Here is a 16,238-nt window from a genome sequence, read left to right on the forward strand (position 1 = left end):
ATCAAGCGCCCAAAGGCGGCTTCCTAGCCCTCAGGCGACGCAGGACAGGCGGAGCGCTCGCCATAGCGATCGACCATGCCGTGCACGCCGCTACGGGTGATGCGGAGCGCGGTCAGCCGGTCGAACTCGCACTCCGGCATGTCCGCGGCCTCCGGATAGCCCAGCCCTCTGGCAATCAGGGGTATGGTGTTGCTGTGGCCCACCACCAGAACGACGGCGTTGCGGGGCAATGCCCGGACACGCGCGATCACCGCATCCACATGCGCGGCCACGCCGTCTTCAAAGCCGATCACGTCCGGCGTCAGCGAGGCGTAGTGGGCCAGCGGCGCCGCGGTCTCGGCGGTCCGTCTCAGGGGGGTGGTGATGATGTAGCGCGGCTGCGCATTGGCGACATTCAGCATCAGCATGGTCGCCCGCCGCCGCCCGGCCTCGGACAGTGACGGATCGGCCCCGCCCTCCTCAGCCTTCTCGGCATGGCGCACCAGAATGACCGTCTGCGCGGCCGCTTCGGTGGCGGCGAATACAGACATCAGCACGGCGGCCAGAAGCAGCAGACGTTTCATGAGACACTCCCCCATTCCCGTCGAAACTGCGCCGCCCCCATGCGCCTGTCGAGATGTCTCAGTGCTCGGCCCAGTCCCCCGGCGGTTCCAGGAAGGCGCGCTTTCCGCTGACGTCGGCGTAGGTCATGCACAGGTCCTCGAACACCCGGTTCCAGGCGAAGCGCTCGACGGCCTTCTGGCGCGCGGCGGCGCCGATGGCCTCGATGTCGCGCTCGAACAGCGCCTTGATCGCCTCGGCATAGACGCCCGGCTCGGCCGCTGAAGCCAGTTGGCCAACCGAGTTGTCGACCGTCTCCTTCACGCCGCCCGCATCGACGCCGACCACCGGACGACCGCAGGCCATGGCCTCCAGCACGATCAGGCCGAACGGCTCCTTGTCGTTGGCGTGCACGAAGGCGTCGCAGGAGGCGATGATCCTGGCCACGGCCTTCGGATTGGCCTCATACGGCAGGGAGATGACCCGTTCCTCTGCGGGCAGTCCCTGCCCTGCCCCGACCAGCACCAGATGATAGGGATCGCCCAGCTTCTGCACGGCCTCGATCAGGACGCCGATGTTCTTCTCGCGCGCCGGACGTCCGGCGAAGCACAGCAGGCGCGCGGACGCCGGAAGGCCCAACTTCTTCAGCAGCCACTCGCGATCCCGGCGGTCGGGACGGAAGGTGTCGATCTCCACGCCCAGCGGCTGGATGACGATGTCCCGGATGCCCGCCTCTTCCAGACGACGGGCGATATAGCGGCTGGGCGACACGACGCGGTCGAACTGGCCGAACAGACGGGCCCAGCGCTTCTCGACGGGCTTCTTGGCCCATTCGCCGAAATGCAGCGCGGCGAGGCCCGCGGGGTCGGAGTGGCAGAAGCCGACGACCGGGCAGCCGGCGCGTTGCCCGGCCTCCAGCGCGCCCTGCCCCGGCGTATAGGGGTCGCCCGCCTCGATCAGCGAGGGGTTCAGCGACGCCACCCAGGCGGCCCAGCGCCGCACCGAGGTCGGCCAGCGATAGCCGTCGCCGAACGGCAGCTTGGTGGCGTGAAGCTGAATGATGCCGTCGTCACCGGCCTTGTGGTGCTGGCCCGGAACCACCAGCGAATGGGCGACGCCCGGCCGGTTCTCCTCCAGCCAGGCCTTCTTCGAGAGAAGGTATCGTTTCACCCCGCCGGACTTGGGGGCGTACAGCATGGTGGTGTCGACGAAGCGAGGGCGTTCATCCTCCCCGGCCAGCTTCGTCGCCTTCAGGGTCCGGGAGACTTCCTCATCCCAGCCCGGAATAAGGCGCAGCTCGCCCTCCTGGACTTCCAGACCCGCCAGACTCATCAGTTCCCGCTCCGTTGCGCTGATACCGGAAGCGCCAACGCGCTGGACCCGCTTCTGGATGCGACGGGCCTTGCGGACGCGGGACATATGAGACTTCACCATACCAGCGCCCGTAGCTCCGCTGGCGATCAAGCTCAAGCGTCGTCTTCAGTCCCCGGATCATCCGCGGTCGGAACACCCCTGCGGGTCAGCGCCTCGCGCAGCAGAATCTCGACCTGGGCGTTGACGGAGCGCAACTCTGCAGATGCAAGCTTCTCGACCGCCGCCATCACGCCCGGGGACGCGCGCATCAGGAAGGGCTTCCTGGGCTTGCCCGCCATGATCAGCCGTACAGGGTGCCGGTGTTGACGACCGGCTGCGCTTCCCGGTCCGCGCACAGCACGACCAGAAGGTTCGAGACCATCGCCGCCTTGCGGTCCTCGTCCAGATCGACCACCCCGCGCTCGCCCAGATCGTTCAGGGCGGCCTCGACCATGCCGACGGCGCCCTTCACGATCAGGCGGCGGGCGGCCAGAACAGCCTCGGCCTGCTGGCGCTTCAGCATCGCGCCGGCGATTTCAGGGGCATAGGCCAGGTGGGCCAGCCGCGCCTCGTCGATGGCGACGCCGGCGACCTTCACCCGCCCAACCAGTTCATCGCGCAGACGGGCGGCGACATCCTCTGCGTCCGACCGCAGGGTCAGCTCCGGCTCGGACTCCTCCTCGCCGTGGTCGTAGGCGTACAGCGAGGTGATGTCGCGCAGGGCCGTGTCCACCTGGATATTCACGAACGCCTGATAGTCATCCACGTCGAACAGGGCCTGCGCCGAGTCCTCGACGCGCCAGACGACGTTCGCCGCGATTTCGATCGGGCTGCCGCGCTTGTCGTTCACCTTCAGCTTGTCGCTGGTCAGGTTGCGAACACGCAGGCTGATTTTCTTGCGCGTGTACCAGGGCAGAACCCAGCGCAGGCCCGTCTTGCGATCGGTGCCGCGATATTCGCCGAACAGCAGGATCGCCGAACCCTCATTGGGCTGAAGCGAATAGAGGCCGCACATCAACAGCAAACCAACCGTGGCCAGAGTGACTCCGGCGATCACGAAGACAAGATTGTCGGGATCCTGCGCGATCAGCGCCGGACCGCCGACGGTCAGGGCCAGCCCGATCAGCAGCACCAGAACGCCATTGGCGGTGGCCGCCGGGCGTTCCGTGGATTTCGAATGGGTGGTGTTAGTCATGAGCCCCTCTCCAAAGTCGATATGAAAGTGATATCACTTTGATTTCGAATTTGGCAACTGGCCACCGTCCTGAAGCGGGACAGGAAATGCCTTCGGCCTTGCATTCGCCTCAAATTCGAGAAACTTGAGGCACGCTGGTACGGTCCCTGTTAGAGGATCACCTGCGTCTCTGGCGTGTCGTCCACAGGGGTTTCTTTCGAATGCGTATTCTACTCGCGACCGCGGTGGCGATCGCTCCCCTGCTGGCAGCGTCCCAGGCGGCGGCCGACGTCGTGATCAGCACGTCGCGGACCACGCCCATCCGGACCTCGACCGCGACGGGCACGGGTCCCGACAATATCGAGATTTCGAACGCCGGCTCGATCGTGCTGACCACAGGCACGGCCGTCACGATCGATTCCAGCAATAATCTGGTGATTTCGGCCGGCGGCTCGATCAGCATGACCAACGCCGCCAGCGGCGCGACGGGCGTTCTGGTGGATCCGGGTCTGACGACGAACATCCGCGTCGACGGTTCGATCACCCTGACCGATTCCATCACCGACTACCCCGACACCGACAGCGACGGGGACTTCGACGGTCCCTGGGCGACCGGCTCCGACCGGTACGGCATCCGCCTCCAGGCGGGCGGCGACACGACGGGCAACCTGATCATCGGACAGGCGGGCGCGGTCGCGGTCGAAGGCAACAATTCCTACGGTGTCTCGGTCGAAAGCAACCTGGTCGGTCGTCTCGATAATTTCGGCCTGATCCGGATCATGGGCGATAACTCGATCGGCCTGCGCACGCTGGGAACCGTCACCGGCCCGGTCAATCTGCTGGGCACCATCACGGCGCGCGGCGCCGACAGCTCGGCCGTCCTGATCGGCAACGATGTTGATGGTCGCCTGACCTTGCAGGGCAGCATCGACGCGTCCGGCTATCGCTACACCACCCGCGGCAGCGATGAGTTCATCGCGAAGCTCGATGCTGAAGACATGCTCCAGGGCGGCCCGGCCGTGCTGGTCACAGGCAATGTCTCGGGCGGCGTGGTGGTGGATCGCCCGCCGACTGAAGCGGACGCGAACAACGCCGACGAGGACGGCGACGGCATTCCCGACGCCAACGAAACCACGGGCAACATCAACAGCTTCGGCTCGGCTGCGGCGATCCAGGTCGGCTCGACGACCGACTCCATCACCCTGGGCGTCGCGGGCACGGGCACGAACGCCTACGGCTTCATCAACCGCGGCACGGTCACCGGCCAGGGCGTCTATGACGGCATCGCCGCGAACGCCATCGTGTTCGGCGGCAATCCGGGCCAGGCCGTGGTCATTGACGGCGGCGTCCGCAACGAAGGCACCATCGCCAGCCTGGCGTATGAGGCCAACGCCACCGCCGTGCGGTTCGGCGAAGGCTCCTCCACCCCGACCTTCTTCAACAACGGCGCGATCACCGCAGGCATGTCCAGCGATGTAGCCGCGACCGGGACGACCATCCAGATCGACGCCGGCGCAAACCTGCCCTCGATCAACAACGACGGCACGCTTCTCGCCTCCACGGGCGGCGGCGTGGCCGATGTCTACGGCATCCGCGACCTCAGCGGCACCTTGACCTCGATCACCAACACCGGCTCGATCCAGGCCGTCTCGAGCGCCAACGAAGATGGTGACCCGATCACCAGCCAGCGCGTCGCGATCGACGTTTCCGCGAACACCACCGGCGTCACCTTTATCCAGGACGGCATCGCCAGCACCCCCACCGACGCTGATCCGGATACGGACGGCGACGGCGTCACCGACACCAATGAGCCGATCACGATCGGCGATGTGCGGTTCGGCTCGGGCGCGGATGTTCTGGATGTCCGCAACGGCTATATCGACGGCGACATCTCGTTTGGCGCGGGCGCCGACGTGCTCAACATTTCCGGCGGCGGTCTGGTCCGCGGCGCCATTTCGAACGCCGACGGCGATCTCGCTGTCAACATCAGCGACGGGGTGCTGGAAACCCGCCAGACGGGCGTTCTGGATGTCTCGAGCCTGAACATCGGCGCCGACGGCAATCTGATCGTCACGATCGACCCGGCGGCGAATAACGCCTCGGGCGGCATGAACGTGTCGGGAACCGCCACCCTGGCCGACGGCGCGGGTCTGGGCGTGCGTTTCAACTCGCTGCTGGACGGCCCCGCCCGCTTTGACCTGATCAACGCGGGCACCCTGAACGCCGGCGCGATCAATATGGACTCGTTCCAGGAAAACTCGCCCTATCTCTACGTCGTTGAAGGCGGCATCGATAACGCGAACAACACCGTCTACGCGGACGTGCGCCAGCGCACGACGCAGGAAGCCGGCCTGATCTCGGTGGAAGCGTCGATGTACGACGCCTTCTACAGCTCGCTGAGCCGCGACGCGGACATGCGCGCCGCCTTCCTGGCCCAACTGGGTCGCGATGAGTTCATCAACCTGTACGAACAGCTCCTGCCCGATCATTCGGGCGGTCCGCTGGTGTCGCTGGCGTCGGGCGTTGACGCCGTGACCCGCGCCCTGACCGGCCGCAACGCCTCGGCCGCGCCGGGCGAGACCAGCGCCTGGGTGCAGGAAATCAACTTCTACGCCGACAAGGAAAAAACGGACTCCTACGGCTTCCGCTCGGAAGGCTTCGGCATCGCGGGCGGCGTTGAGCGCGGCACCGGCCTGGGCGCCCTAGGTCTGTCGGTCGCCTTCACCTCCTCCGACCTTGAGGATCCGGAATCGGAAGCCGAAGAGGTCTTGACCGCCAACTTGCTGGAGCTGGGCCTCTACTGGCGCGCCCAGGGACAGTACTGGACGACCTGGGCCCGTGCGGCCGCCGGTTACGCCACCTTCGAGTCCGAGCGTCGGTTCGTCGGCGCGGGCCTGAACCTGACCAGCACCTCGGACTGGAACGGCTTCACCCTGTCGGCCGCCGCGGGCGCATCCTACGAGCGCAACTTCGGTCGCTTCAGCATCCGCCCCGAAGGCTACATCGAGTACTTCTCGCTCAGCGAGGACGGCCACCTTGAAGAAGGCGGCGGCGACGGCTTCGATCTGGACATCGACGACCGCGACGGTCACCTGTTCTCCGCCACCGCCGCGATCAATATCGGCATGTCGATGGGCCAGAACAGCTGGCTCAAGCCGGAGCTGCGCCTCGGCTGGCGCCAGAACATCTCGGTCGATCCGGGTGAGACCATCGCCCGCTTCCGCTCGGGCGGTCCCGACTTCACCCTGTCGCCCGACACCATCGAAGGTGGCGGTCCGATCGTCGGCTTCCGCCTGAACGTCGGCAACGAACTGGGCATGCTGTCGGTCAGCGCCGACGCCGAAATGCTCGACAACTACGTCCGCTACATGCTGTTCCTGCGAGCCAGCTTCCGGTTCTAGGGCCGGTCAGGCGTCAAACGACAAAAGGGCCGTCGGGATCACCGGCGGCCCTTTTTCTTTTTGCAGAGCCAGCCTACAAGGCCCCTCGCTTCACGCGACCGGGCGGCTAGCTCAGCTGGTCAGAGCACCTCGTTTACACCGAGGGGGTCGGGGGTTCGAACCCCTCGCCGCCCACCATATTCCGGTCATCGCCGTCAGACTGTGTTCACCAATCGCGGGTTAACCCTGCGCGGTCGGGAGAATCGCCATGCAGTTCATCAAACGCGCCACCGCCCTGTCCGCCGTTCTGGCCGGGGGACTGATGCTTCAGGGCTGTCTTGTGGGAGCCGTGGTGGACGCCGGGGTGGCCGTCGTCGGGACCAGCGCCAAGGTCGTCGGCGCGGGCGTGGACGCCGTCACCACCTCTGACGAAGAGACCCGCGCCAAGCGCGAACGCGACCAGCGGCGATGGGAACGCGAGCAACGCCGCTGCGAACAGCGCCAGCGCCGCGGTCAGGACTGCTAGCCGGACCGGCCCCGGGGTCGTAGGCTCCCGCCATGATCCCCATCCTGCTCATTCCCGGCCTGATCTGTACGGCCGAACTGTTCACGCCCCAGCTGCCGGCCCTTTGGTCGCATGGCCCGGTGACCGTGGCTTCCACGCTGGAAGGCGACACCATCGGCGCCATGGCCTCGGCCATCCTGCGCGACGCCCCGCCGACCTTCGCGCTCGGCGGGCTGTCCATGGGGGGCTACATCGCGCTGGAAATCCTGCGACAAGCCCCTGAGCGGGTGGTGAAGCTGGCGCTGCTGGACACCTCGGCGCGACCGGATACCGCCGAACAGACACGGCTGCGAAAGGGGATGGTCGAAACGGCCCTGAACGGCGGCTACGGCACGGTTCTGGCCATGACGCTGCCGAACCTCGTGCATCCCGATCATCGCGGCCATCAGGCCCTGATCGACACCCTGACCCGAATGGGTCGCGCGGTCGGTCCCGAGGGCTTCGCCCGGCAGCAAGGGGCCATCATGGGCCGGGTCGATTCCCGCCCGTTCCTGTCCGCGATAGCAGTCCGCACACTGGTGCTTGTCGGTGAGCAGGACGCCCTTACCCCGCCGGAAATGGCGCATGAGATGGGCGCGGCGATCCCCGGCGCGAAGACCGTGACCATCCCGAACGCCGGCCACATCTCGACCCTGGAACAGCCGGAGGCCGTCACCACGGCGCTGGTCGAGTGGCTGAAGGCCTAAAGGCTGAGCACGCAACGCTCGTTGATCGTCGGGCGCGCGACCTGGATACGGCACAGCCCGGGCCACTCCGGCTTCAGCTGCGCGGCGAACCAGAGGCACAGGTTCTCCAGCGACGGCAGCTCCAATCCCGGATGCTCATTCAGCATTCCGTGGTCCAGCTTCTCGGCGGCGGCCTTCAGCGCGTGGTCCAGCGCGCCCAGATCGGCGACCCAGCCGTGCTCGACGTCCAGCACCTCGGACCGCACCGTCGCCTCGACCGTGAACGAGTGGCCGTGGACGCGGCGATAGATGCTCCCCTCGGGTTCATTGGGGAAGTGGTGGGCCGCGTCGAAGGTGGCCTGTTTGGTGATCTCGAAGATGGGCATTAGCGGACGCCGATGTACTTGTGGGTCTGGACGCTCAGGCGCCATTGGGGGTGGGTCAGGCAGTATTCGATGGCGGCGGCGGTGTTGGCCGCCTGATCCGGACCATCCATCGGCTGCAGCCAGAAGCGCTCGAAATCGAGCCCCTCGAACCGTTCCGGCATGGCCTTGGCCTGCGGGTAGACCAGCTTCAGTTCCTGTCCCTTGACCTGAATCACCTCGGCGTCCGCCTTGGGGCTGATGCAGACCCAGTCGATGCCGTCCGGCGCGGCGAGGGTCCCGTTGCTCTCGATGGCGATCTCGAAGCCGCGCGCGTGAAGCGCGTCAATCAGCGGGGCGTCCAGTTGCAGCAGAGGCTCACCGCCGGTGCAGACGACCAGCTTCGGATCCCCCGCCCGCCCGCGCCACATCCCATCGACGTGGGCGGCCAGCAGGTCAGCCGTGGCGAACTTTCCGCCGCCGTCGCCGTCCGTGCCCACGAAGTCCGTGTCGCAGAAGGTGCAGACGGCGGTGGCGCGATCCCGCTCCAGCCCGTTCCACAGATTGCAGCCGGCGAAGCGCAGGAAGACCGCCGGGCGGCCGGCCTGACCGCCCTCCCCCTGCACCGTCAGAAAGATTTCCTTGGCCGCGTAGCTCATTGACCGGCGACCCACTCCGCATGACCCGCCGCGCGCAGTTCGCAGGCCGGGCAGTCGCCACAGCCATAGCCCCAGTCGTGATGGTGCTCGCGGTCGCCCCGGTAGCAGGTGTGCGACGCCTCGACGATCAGCTCCACCAGCGCCGCCCCGCCGATGCGGTCGGCCAGCGCCCAGGTCTGCGCCTTGGTCAGATGCATCAGGGGCGTGTCGATCACCACCGGCTTGTCCAGCCCCAGGCTGAGCGCCCGCGCCATCGCCTCGATGGTGTCTCGGCGGCAGTCGGGATAGCCCGAGAAGTCAGTCTCGCACATGCCGCCGACCAGCACCTCCAGCCCGCGCCGGTCCGCCAGCGCGGCGGCGCAGGTCAGGAAGACCAGATTGCGCCCCGGCACGAAGGTCGTCGGCAGCCCGCGCGCATCCATCTCGATCGCGCGCTCAGCGGTAAGGGCGCTCTCGGCGATCCTGCCGTAGCCGGTCAGGTCCACCACGTGGTCCGGCCCCAGCCGGTCCGCCCACCCCGGCAGGACCTTCGCCATCCCCTCGCGCACGTTCAGACGCGCTTCCATCTCGACCACATGCCTCTGGCCGTAGTCGAAGCCCACGGTCTCGACCCGGTCGAACCGCTCCAGCGCCCAGGCGAGACAGGTCGCGCTGTCCTGCCCTCCGGAGAACAGGACAAGGGCCGATTTTGCAGGATTTGGGGACAATTCGCTCATGACAAACCTGCGGTCGGCCGGTCGGCCGCGCGCATGGACAAGGGGATGGGGCCTGATTTCGGCGGACCGGCCTTCTACACCCGCGCCGGTCCAAGCGCAAAAGTGGCGACAAGAGGGCGAACGATCCGCTCTTAACCCTTCTGCAAACCGTTCTGACGCAATGTCCACCGGTCCCAGTGGAGTGCCGGCCAGTATGCCGACAATCGAAACCCTTACCGAACGCGCCGAGGCGATAGCGCCCGAGACGCCGGGCAGCGATGTCTTCGCGCGCTTCGAGCGTGAGCCCGACACCCTGGTGATCCCGGTTGTCGATGGGGACCGCCCGGTCGGACTGATCGAACGGAACGCCTTTCTGCTGAAGATCGCGGGCGCCTTCGGACACGCGCTTTACGCCGGTCGCCCCGTCATTCACGTGATGGACGCCGATCCCGCCGTGGTCGAGGCCGGAGTCGAGATAGACGCCTTCTGCGACATCCTGCTCAAGGGCGGCCCCAGCGCCCTGATGCGCGGTTTCATCGTCACCCGGAACGGCAAGTATCACGGCGTCGGAACCGCCATATCGCTGCTGCAGGCGGTGAACGAGCGCCAGCGCCTCCAGAACATCGAACTGTCCGACACCCGCACGCAGGCGCTCGCCGCCGCCCGGGCCAAGAGCCAGTTCCTCGCCATCATGAGCCATGAGCTGCGCACGCCGATGAACGGCGTGCTGGCCGTGGCCGAACTCCTGCGCCGTCAGCCGCTCAACGCCCAGGCGCACGCCCATGTCGCCACCATCGTGGAGTCGTCCGAAACCCTGCTGCGCATCCTGCAGGACGCGCTGGACCTGTCGCGCGCCGAGGCCGGCGAGCTGGAGCTGAACGCCGAACCGACCCCCCTGCGGGCCATGATGGACGACGTCGAGGCCATGTGGGCGCCGCGCGCCTCGCAGGACAATGTCACCCTGATGGTCAGCTATGAGGGCGACACCGAGCTGGCCGCCGTGCTCGATTCGATCCGGATCAAGCAGGTGTTCAACAACCTGATCGGCAATGCCCTGAAATTCGCCCGTAACGGCGTGGTCGAGGCCGGTCTGAAGGCCACGGCGAGCGGCGAGCGTATCCGGCTTGAAGCGCGCGTGCGCGACGACGGCCCGGGGATCGACGCCAGCCGTGTCGACGCCATCTTCGAACCCTTCGTGCACGGATCAGGGCCGGACGGCGCCGGTCTGGGCCTGTCGATCTGCCGTCAGATCGTGGACCGCATGGACGGTCGCATCTGGGCCGAGAACAATCCCGGCCGCGGCGCCACCTTCGCCTTCGATCTGAACGTCGAGCGCGCCGAGATGGAGGCCGCTCCGGCGTCCAACGTCGAGAGCCTGTCCGAACTGGACCTGCAGGACACCCCTCACATCCTGATCGTGGACGACAATGCGACCAACCGCGTGGTGGCCCAGGCCCTGTGCGAGATGTTCGGCTGCACCTCCGAGACCGCGGAAGACGGCGTCGAAGCGGTTGAGGCCGTTCAGGAACGCCGCTTCGATCTGGTCCTGATGGACATCAAGATGCCCCGCATGGACGGGGTTCAGGCCACCCAGGCCATCCGCGCCCTCGACGGTCCGGTCAGCCGCATCCCCATCGTGGCCCTGACGGCCAACGCCGATCCCGAGGACGCGCGCAAATATCTGACCATCGGCATGGCCGCCGTGGTCGAGAAGCCGATCAAGCCGGAACGCCTGCGCATGGCCATGAACGCCGCGCTGGAACAGGCCGCCATGACCGAAATGGGCGAAGCCCCGGACGCCCGCTCGGTCGCCTGACCGCTTCGGGGCCGCGCGAAACACGCCCTCCCGCTTGCACGGAATCGCTTGCGGGAGAGACATAGGGCCCATGTCCGTCTCCCCGCTCGTCGCCCTGCTGCCGCAACTCGCCTCGGCGTCCGCCCATACGCACGCCCTGGGCTTCACCTTTGACGGCGTCACGGGCGACCGCGTCCGGCTCAAGGTCCCCTGGCGCGAGGATCTGGTCGGCGATCCGGACACGGACGTTCTGGCCGGAGGACTGGTCACCAGCCTGCTGGACCACGCCGGCGGCATGGCTGTCTGGGTCGGTCTGGACCGGTTCGAGCCCATCGCCACCCTCGACCTGCGCGTGGACTACATGCGCGCCGCACGCCCCCGCAGCGGCCTGATCGCGGAGGCGCGCTGCTATCGCCTGACCCGGTCCATCGCCTTCGTCCGGGCCTGGGCGTTCGAGGATGACATCGAGGATCCGGTCGCGGCGGCCCAGTCGGCCTACATCCTGAACTCGAGCGACGGGCGCGGCGCCGGGGCCAATCTCAAGCCCCGTCGGGAGACCGACGCATGAGCGACCTTCTCGAGACCCTGCCCTATGCGCGGTTCCTGGGCCTTCTGACCCGGCGCGACGGGGACCTTCTGACCGTCACCATGCCGTTCGCGGACCGACTGATCGGCAACCCCGTCCTGCCCGCGCTTCACGGCGGTTCGACCGCCGCCATGCTGGAACTCACGGCCGTGGCGCAGGTCGCGGTGCTGTATCCGCGCCTTGAACTGCCCCGGCCGATCAATGTGACCGTGACCTATCTCCGCTCTGGACGCCCGCAGGACGTGTACGCCCGCGCCCGGATCAGCAAGGCCGGGCGGCGCGTCGCCCATGTGCAGGCTGAGGCCTGGCAGGACGACGAAGCCAACCCCATCGCCAGCCTGAGCGCACACTTCCTGGTAGCACAACACGACCTTTAGTTGCATTAACCGACATCTTATGGTTGTAGCTCTTCGTGGCATTCCGCCACGGAGAGAAACAGCCATGTCCAGACAATCCATCGGTGAAACCCTGGCCGGCCGCCTGTTCGCGGCGGAAGCCGCGATTGATCAGGCGCTGGCGGAAACCGCCTTCCTGGCGGCCGCCCTGCCCGCGGCCCGGGCCGACGCCTTCCTGTCCGCCGTCGCCGGTCAGAAGGTCTTTGACGGCGCCGCCGCCAGCATCAGCTCGCTCGCCGAAGCCCGCTCCCACCTGGTGCAGACCCATACGGCGCTGGCCGCCCTCGCCCGGAAATTGGGCCTCGACGTCCTCGCGGTCGGCCCTCTCGACAAGCCCGGAGAGCAACCCCCGATCGGCGGGGGCGGCGGCGGCGGCGGCGTGCGCCCCGCCGACGCGGACATGGTGAACAAATCCCTGACAAACAAGGCAAACAAAATCCTACCGAACACCACCGTTCCGTGTTAAGACACCGCTTACCGTGTTTTTTATTGTTTGGAGGGTGTGATGGATAAGGCTCAAGTTATCGCCAGCGTCGCGGGCGACCTGAATGCGACCGAACAGGCTGTCGACGCCGCGATCGTCCAGGCGACCACGCTCGTTCAGTCGATGATCGGCGCCCGCACCGCCCTCGGCGTGTCGCCGGTGGCCGGCGCCGAGGCGCAAGCCAAGGCCATGGAAGTCATCGCCGCTCTCAGCGCCGCCCGCTCGGCCATCGTGGCCAGCCACGAAGAGCTCGCCAAGGACCACCGCCGCATGGGTTGGGGCACCTACGCCATCGGCGTTCTGGACAAGCCGGCTGAAACCGGTCCGGAGCAGAAGCCGGTCGGACGCCTCCGCGCGGTTTAATTCGGCGTAATGTCCGCTGCCGGTCATTCCGGTTTGCGCAGACTCGATGCAAAGTCGCCCTCATGCCGAACGGCATGGGGGCGATTTCATGTTTGACACCCTCGCATCGCAAATCGGCTTCGCAATCGCGGTGCTGGTCGCTGCGTTTGCGTTTCTGAAGGGCGACGAGCCGGAGCGTGTGGGCGCGGGCGCCTACATGCTTGGGCTGTTCGCCTCGCAGCTTGTGCAAGACAAGGGCGCCACCGGTGGCGTCCAGTGGCCGCTTATGGCCATTGACGCGGTCTTCCTGGCCGTTTGTGTCGGCCTCGCCTGGAAGAGCCGTCGCGCGTGGCCGATCTGGGTCTGCGCCCTGCAGTCCCTGACCGTCATGAGCCACCTTTTGACCCTCATAGATATTCGCCCGGCGCCCGGCGCCTTCTTCGCGGTCATCAATCTGGCCAGCTACGGTGTCCTCGTTGCGATCGCCGTGGGCACCTTCTGGGCCTGGCAGGAACGCCGCGCCGCCGGTCTGGAGTAGCCACGGGTCGTCCATCATGGCTGAAATTCGGAACCAGACCCTCACCGGCATGCGGCACATCGTGGCCGGTCTCCCGCCTGAGCCGAGCGTCCGCGACTGAGCCGGCCCGGCCGCACCCGGACCCTGCTGGCCGGCCTGCTGATCCTCGGCGGGGGCGGCTTGATCTGGCTGCGAAGCCCCGCTCCCGAGCGGGTTCCGTCCGTACCGACCGCCACCGCCCTGCCCGCCCCCTGTCAGGAGAGCCTGTTCGACGGCCAGACCTATGTGGTTTGCATCCTGCCGCCGACCCGGTACGCGATCTCCATCGTTCATAACGACGGTCAGGCCGACCCGACCGCGACCGTCATGGATGCGGTGCGCGCCCGGACCGCCGCCGGCCGGCCGCCCGTTCTGGCCATGAACGCCGGGATGTATGACCCCGAACTGAACGCCATCGGCCTGCTGATCGAAGGAGGCGTGACCCTGTCGCGGCTCAACCGCAACGACGGGCCGGGGAATTTCCAACTCAAGCCCAACGGCGTCTTCGCCGTCGACCGCGCCGGTCGCGCCCGCGTCGTGGACGCCGCCCGATGGAAGACCGCCCCCGACACCGCCTTCGCCACCCAGTCCGGCCCCCTGCTGGTGATCGACGGAGCCCTGCACCCGGCCTTCTCCGCGGACGGGGCCTCCCGCTATCGCCGCAACGGCGTCGGCGTACAGGCCGACGGGACCGTGGTGGTCGCCATATCGCGCGACCGGGTCAGCTTTGGCGCCTTCGCCCGCCTGTTCCAGGAGGCTCTGGACTGCCCGAACGCCCTGTTCCTGGACGGCGCGGTCTCCACCCTCGCCGGACCCTCGGCCCCCATCGTCGGCGGCGCAGCCCCCGCGGGCCCCGTACTCATGGTTGACGCGAAAGACTCATAGGTGGATATTCCTAGCGATCCACAGGATTCGTTGGCTTGCCGCTTTCCCACACCCAGATCTGGACCGCCATCGACCGTCTGGCGCGTCGCGAGGGCATCAGCGCCTCCGCGCTTGCGAAGCGAGCGGGTCTGGACGCCACCAGCTTCAATCCCTCCAAGCGGTTCGGCCCCGGCCAGCCGCCCCGTCCGCGCTGGCCCTCGACCGAAAGCCTGACCCGCATTCTTGAGGTCACCGGCCTCTCGCTCGGCGACTTCGCCACCCTGGCCCAGGACGCGCCCGAGCGGCTGGAGACCATCCCCCTGCTCGGCATGGCCCAGGCGGGTCAGGACGGCTTCTTCGACGACGCGGGCCTGCCCGTCGGCGAGGGCTGGGAGCAGACCGCGCTGCCCCGCCGGTCGGACAGCCTGCTCAGCCTGCGGATCGTCGGCGACTCGATGGCGCCGCTCTATCGGGCAGGCGACAAGGTGATCGTGGACCGCGAGGCGTCCGATGTCCGACGCGGCGACCGGGTCGTCGTGCGAACCACCGGCGGCGAGACCTTGGCCAAGGAGGTCGCGGCGCTGACCGCGAAATCGGTCACCTTGGCCTCCATCAATCCCGCTTACCCGCCGCGCGCCGTCAACCGCGCCGACATCGTCTGGATGGGCCGTATCCTCTGGGTCAGCCAGTAACGCTCAGGCAGCGAGCCGCCGCCCGGCGAGCGCTAGCACCGAAGACGCGCTCAAGCAGCGAGCGCCTGCGGCGCGAGCGGTAGCGCCCCAAAAGAAAAGAGCCGCCCCTTGCGGAGCGGCCCTCATCTTCATCGGGGGAGGATGGGTTTAATAGGTCGAGACATAGTGGGCGTTCACCCAGCCGCCACCGGCGATCTGGACCCACTCACCCTGCGAGCCGACGGCCGAGAACGGCTGACCGGCCGACAGTCGACCCACGGTGCGATATCGCGTGCCCGGGCCCGAACGGATGTTCAGGTTCGACGTGGCGCGATACTGGGCGCCGCTCTGGGCGGCCTCGGCGCGGGCGCGCTGCTGGTTACAGCCGATGTACGACCCCGCGGCCGCACCGGCGGCGGCGCCGCCGACGGCGCCGAGGGCGCGTTCATTGCTGGAGATCTGGCTACCGGCCAGACCACCCACTACCGCGCCGATCAGGGCGCCGGCGCGCTGGCGACCGCCGGGGGCGTCACAGTTCGTGATGCCGTTGGCCTGCTGGGCCGAGGCGACGGTCGGAAGAGCCATCGGAGCCAGACCACCCAGCATGGCGGCGGCGGCGATAGCGACGGTGAATTTCTTGTTCGACATGGCTCTGCTCCTGTCATCGAGTTGGTCGATGGAGGGAGAATGCCCAACTCAAGCTGAAGGCTCCCGGAGCCCTGTCGTTATATTCGGTTCATCTTCGTTGCCGACCGGCGCTGACCGATGACCCGCGCGGCGGACGCGGCGTCCGGCACGACCAGATGCGTGCGTCCCGGGAACTGGAAATCCATCACCCGCGCCCACAGGTGCAGATAACGGTCCTCGCTGATGAAGATCGAGACCGCCTCGCGCGTCTGCTTCGGAAAACGAGCGGCGAAGGTGGCCACGTCGTCCACGGTGATGTCCGTCGCCCCTTCCGGCAGCAAAAGGGTCCAGTCCCAGCCGCGGATTTCCGGGCGGGTGTCCAGAATCGCAAGCGCGTCTTCCATCGCCTGCCGGGCCGACCGGCCTGTCAGGTCCAGATGGAACACCTGTTCGGCGTCATCGATACGATACGTCACCGCGCCCTCCTGATCCGACCATCCCTGAAGGCTCCGCCTTAAGGACTCG

At 67.4% G+C, this 16,238-nt stretch carries 20 protein-coding genes and 1 tRNA gene; 12 read left to right on the forward strand and 9 right to left on the reverse strand.

Annotated features, from left to right (window positions below):
* Window positions 1–23: 23 nt before the first annotated feature.
* From FKQ52_RS10325 to FKQ52_RS10340, 4 genes are read right to left on the reverse strand one after another with little or no spacing between them, the layout of a single operon-like run.
* Entirely contained in the window at window positions 24–563 is a 540-nt protein-coding gene (locus FKQ52_RS10325) for a histidine phosphatase family protein (RefSeq protein ID WP_168196831.1), read from the reverse strand.
* A 58-nt stretch (window positions 564–621) separates the two neighbouring features.
* A complete protein-coding gene (locus tag FKQ52_RS10330; protein WP_370450943.1) occupies window positions 622–1,959 on the reverse strand; it encodes a glycosyltransferase in 1,338 nt (445 codons plus the stop codon).
* 47 nt (window positions 1,960–2,006) lie between these two features.
* Window positions 2,007–2,192 carry a hypothetical protein gene (locus FKQ52_RS10335; RefSeq protein WP_141627103.1) on the reverse strand — a complete coding sequence of 62 codons (186 nt, stop codon included), beginning with the start codon at window positions 2,190–2,192 and terminating at the stop codon, window positions 2,007–2,009.
* 2 nt (window positions 2,193–2,194) lie between these two features.
* Window positions 2,195–3,088, reverse strand: coding sequence for an SPFH domain-containing protein (locus FKQ52_RS10340; RefSeq protein WP_141627104.1), 894 nt, complete (start codon window positions 3,086–3,088; stop codon window positions 2,195–2,197).
* Between the two features lie 200 nt (window positions 3,089–3,288).
* Between FKQ52_RS10340 and FKQ52_RS10345 the strand changes: the two genes are divergently transcribed.
* The 4 genes from FKQ52_RS10345 (at window position 3,289) to FKQ52_RS10360 (ending at window position 7,698) form a co-directional block, all read left to right on the forward strand.
* On the forward strand, window positions 3,289–6,468 hold the full coding sequence (locus tag FKQ52_RS10345) for an autotransporter outer membrane beta-barrel domain-containing protein (RefSeq protein ID WP_141627105.1): 3,180 nt from the start codon (window positions 3,289–3,291) through the stop codon (window positions 6,466–6,468).
* Window positions 6,469–6,568: 100 nt separating this feature from the next.
* Window positions 6,569–6,645, forward strand: a tRNA-Val gene (locus FKQ52_RS10350).
* A gap of 70 nt (window positions 6,646–6,715) precedes the next feature.
* On the forward strand, window positions 6,716–6,973 hold the full coding sequence (locus FKQ52_RS10355) for a hypothetical protein (RefSeq protein ID WP_168196832.1): 258 nt from the start codon (window positions 6,716–6,718) through the stop codon (window positions 6,971–6,973).
* A gap of 32 nt (window positions 6,974–7,005) precedes the next feature.
* Entirely contained in the window at window positions 7,006–7,698 is a 693-nt protein-coding gene (locus FKQ52_RS10360) for an alpha/beta fold hydrolase (protein ID WP_141627106.1), read from the forward strand.
* On the opposite strand, the gene FKQ52_RS10365 is transcribed toward FKQ52_RS10360, so the two are convergent.
* From FKQ52_RS10365 to queC, 3 genes are read right to left on the reverse strand one after another with little or no spacing between them, the layout of a single operon-like run.
* The gene (locus tag FKQ52_RS10365; RefSeq protein WP_141627107.1) at window positions 7,695–8,063 is read right to left on the reverse strand and encodes a 6-carboxytetrahydropterin synthase; all 369 of its coding nucleotides are present in this window, start codon (window positions 8,061–8,063) and stop codon (window positions 7,695–7,697) included. The genes FKQ52_RS10360 and FKQ52_RS10365 overlap by 4 nt on opposite strands.
* Window positions 8,063–8,698: a 7-carboxy-7-deazaguanine synthase gene (gene queE / locus FKQ52_RS10370; RefSeq protein WP_141627108.1), complete on the reverse strand. Its 636-nt coding sequence runs from the start codon at window positions 8,696–8,698 to the stop codon at window positions 8,063–8,065. Before queE ends, FKQ52_RS10365 begins: the two co-directional genes overlap by 1 nt.
* A complete protein-coding gene (gene queC / locus FKQ52_RS10375; RefSeq protein WP_240811808.1) occupies window positions 8,695–9,405 on the reverse strand; it encodes a 7-cyano-7-deazaguanine synthase QueC in 711 nt (236 codons plus the stop codon). Before queC ends, queE begins: the two co-directional genes overlap by 4 nt.
* Before the next feature lie 202 nt (window positions 9,406–9,607).
* Between queC and FKQ52_RS10380 the strand changes: the two genes are divergently transcribed.
* The 8 genes from FKQ52_RS10380 (at window position 9,608) to FKQ52_RS10415 (ending at window position 15,107) form a co-directional block, all read left to right on the forward strand.
* A complete protein-coding gene (locus tag FKQ52_RS10380) occupies window positions 9,608–11,209 on the forward strand; it encodes a response regulator (RefSeq protein ID WP_141627110.1) in 1,602 nt (533 codons plus the stop codon).
* A gap of 70 nt (window positions 11,210–11,279) precedes the next feature.
* Complete coding sequence (locus tag FKQ52_RS10385; protein ID WP_141627111.1) at window positions 11,280–11,756, forward strand: PaaI family thioesterase; 477 nt, start codon at window positions 11,280–11,282, stop codon at window positions 11,754–11,756.
* The gene (locus FKQ52_RS10390) at window positions 11,753–12,151 is read left to right on the forward strand and encodes a PaaI family thioesterase (protein ID WP_141627112.1); all 399 of its coding nucleotides are present in this window, start codon (window positions 11,753–11,755) and stop codon (window positions 12,149–12,151) included. The genes FKQ52_RS10385 and FKQ52_RS10390 overlap by 4 nt, the downstream gene beginning before the upstream one ends.
* A 64-nt stretch (window positions 12,152–12,215) precedes the next feature.
* Complete coding sequence (locus tag FKQ52_RS10395; protein ID WP_141627113.1) at window positions 12,216–12,635, forward strand: hypothetical protein; 420 nt, start codon at window positions 12,216–12,218, stop codon at window positions 12,633–12,635.
* A 39-nt stretch (window positions 12,636–12,674) separates the two neighbouring features.
* On the forward strand, window positions 12,675–13,016 hold the full coding sequence (locus FKQ52_RS10400; RefSeq protein WP_141627114.1) for a hypothetical protein: 342 nt from the start codon (window positions 12,675–12,677) through the stop codon (window positions 13,014–13,016).
* Between the two features lie 88 nt (window positions 13,017–13,104).
* Complete coding sequence (locus FKQ52_RS10405; RefSeq protein WP_141627115.1) at window positions 13,105–13,533, forward strand: hypothetical protein; 429 nt, start codon at window positions 13,105–13,107, stop codon at window positions 13,531–13,533.
* A 159-nt stretch (window positions 13,534–13,692) separates the two neighbouring features.
* On the forward strand, window positions 13,693–14,436 hold the full coding sequence (locus FKQ52_RS10410) for a phosphodiester glycosidase family protein (protein WP_141627116.1): 744 nt from the start codon (window positions 13,693–13,695) through the stop codon (window positions 14,434–14,436).
* A 35-nt stretch (window positions 14,437–14,471) separates the two neighbouring features.
* A complete protein-coding gene (locus tag FKQ52_RS10415; RefSeq protein WP_141627117.1) occupies window positions 14,472–15,107 on the forward strand; it encodes a helix-turn-helix transcriptional regulator in 636 nt (211 codons plus the stop codon).
* A 147-nt stretch (window positions 15,108–15,254) separates the two neighbouring features.
* Here the strand turns inward: FKQ52_RS10415 and FKQ52_RS10420 are convergent, their stop codons facing one another.
* Both FKQ52_RS10420 and FKQ52_RS10425 read right to left on the reverse strand, forming a co-directional pair.
* Window positions 15,255–15,734, reverse strand: a complete 480-nt coding sequence (locus FKQ52_RS10420) for an SH3 domain-containing protein (protein WP_141627118.1) — start codon at window positions 15,732–15,734, stop codon at window positions 15,255–15,257.
* 77 nt (window positions 15,735–15,811) lie between these two features.
* Window positions 15,812–16,189 carry a hypothetical protein gene (locus tag FKQ52_RS10425; RefSeq protein WP_141627119.1) on the reverse strand — a complete coding sequence of 126 codons (378 nt, stop codon included), beginning with the start codon at window positions 16,187–16,189 and terminating at the stop codon, window positions 15,812–15,814.
* Window positions 16,190–16,238 lie beyond the last annotated feature (49 nt).

The organism is Brevundimonas sp. M20 (assembly GCF_006547065.1).
Classification (GTDB): domain Bacteria; phylum Pseudomonadota; class Alphaproteobacteria; order Caulobacterales; family Caulobacteraceae; genus Brevundimonas.

Excerpts from the sequence above, each read along its gene's own strand:
- FKQ52_RS10400 (WP_141627114.1), top strand. The coding sequence starts at position 12,675 with ATGGATAAGGCTCAAGTTATCGCCAGCGTCGCGGGCGACCTGAATGCG.
- FKQ52_RS10345 (WP_141627105.1), top strand. The coding sequence starts at position 3,289 with ATGCGTATTCTACTCGCGACCGCGGTGGCGATCGCTCCCCTGCTGGCA.
- queE (WP_141627108.1), bottom strand. The coding sequence starts at position 8,698 with ATGAGCTACGCGGCCAAGGAAATCTTTCTGACGGTGCAGGGGGAGGGC.
- FKQ52_RS10365 (WP_141627107.1), bottom strand. The coding sequence starts at position 8,063 with ATGCCCATCTTCGAGATCACCAAACAGGCCACCTTCGACGCGGCCCAC.
- FKQ52_RS10380 (WP_141627110.1), top strand. The coding sequence starts at position 9,608 with ATGCCGACAATCGAAACCCTTACCGAACGCGCCGAGGCGATAGCGCCC.
- FKQ52_RS10340 (WP_141627104.1), bottom strand. The coding sequence starts at position 3,088 with ATGACTAACACCACCCATTCGAAATCCACGGAACGCCCGGCGGCCACC.
- FKQ52_RS10325 (WP_168196831.1), bottom strand. The coding sequence starts at position 563 with ATGAAACGTCTGCTGCTTCTGGCCGCCGTGCTGATGTCTGTATTCGCC.
- FKQ52_RS10405 (WP_141627115.1), top strand. The coding sequence starts at position 13,105 with ATGTTTGACACCCTCGCATCGCAAATCGGCTTCGCAATCGCGGTGCTG.
- FKQ52_RS10420 (WP_141627118.1), bottom strand. The coding sequence starts at position 15,734 with ATGTCGAACAAGAAATTCACCGTCGCTATCGCCGCCGCCGCCATGCTG.
- FKQ52_RS10330 (WP_370450943.1), bottom strand. The coding sequence starts at position 1,959 with ATGTCCCGCGTCCGCAAGGCCCGTCGCATCCAGAAGCGGGTCCAGCGC.
- FKQ52_RS10355 (WP_168196832.1), top strand. The coding sequence starts at position 6,716 with ATGCAGTTCATCAAACGCGCCACCGCCCTGTCCGCCGTTCTGGCCGGG.
- FKQ52_RS10335 (WP_141627103.1), bottom strand. The coding sequence starts at position 2,192 with ATGGCGGGCAAGCCCAGGAAGCCCTTCCTGATGCGCGCGTCCCCGGGC.
- FKQ52_RS10390 (WP_141627112.1), top strand. The coding sequence starts at position 11,753 with ATGAGCGACCTTCTCGAGACCCTGCCCTATGCGCGGTTCCTGGGCCTT.
- FKQ52_RS10395 (WP_141627113.1), top strand. The coding sequence starts at position 12,216 with ATGTCCAGACAATCCATCGGTGAAACCCTGGCCGGCCGCCTGTTCGCG.
- FKQ52_RS10385 (WP_141627111.1), top strand. The coding sequence starts at position 11,280 with ATGTCCGTCTCCCCGCTCGTCGCCCTGCTGCCGCAACTCGCCTCGGCG.
- FKQ52_RS10360 (WP_141627106.1), top strand. The coding sequence starts at position 7,006 with ATGATCCCCATCCTGCTCATTCCCGGCCTGATCTGTACGGCCGAACTG.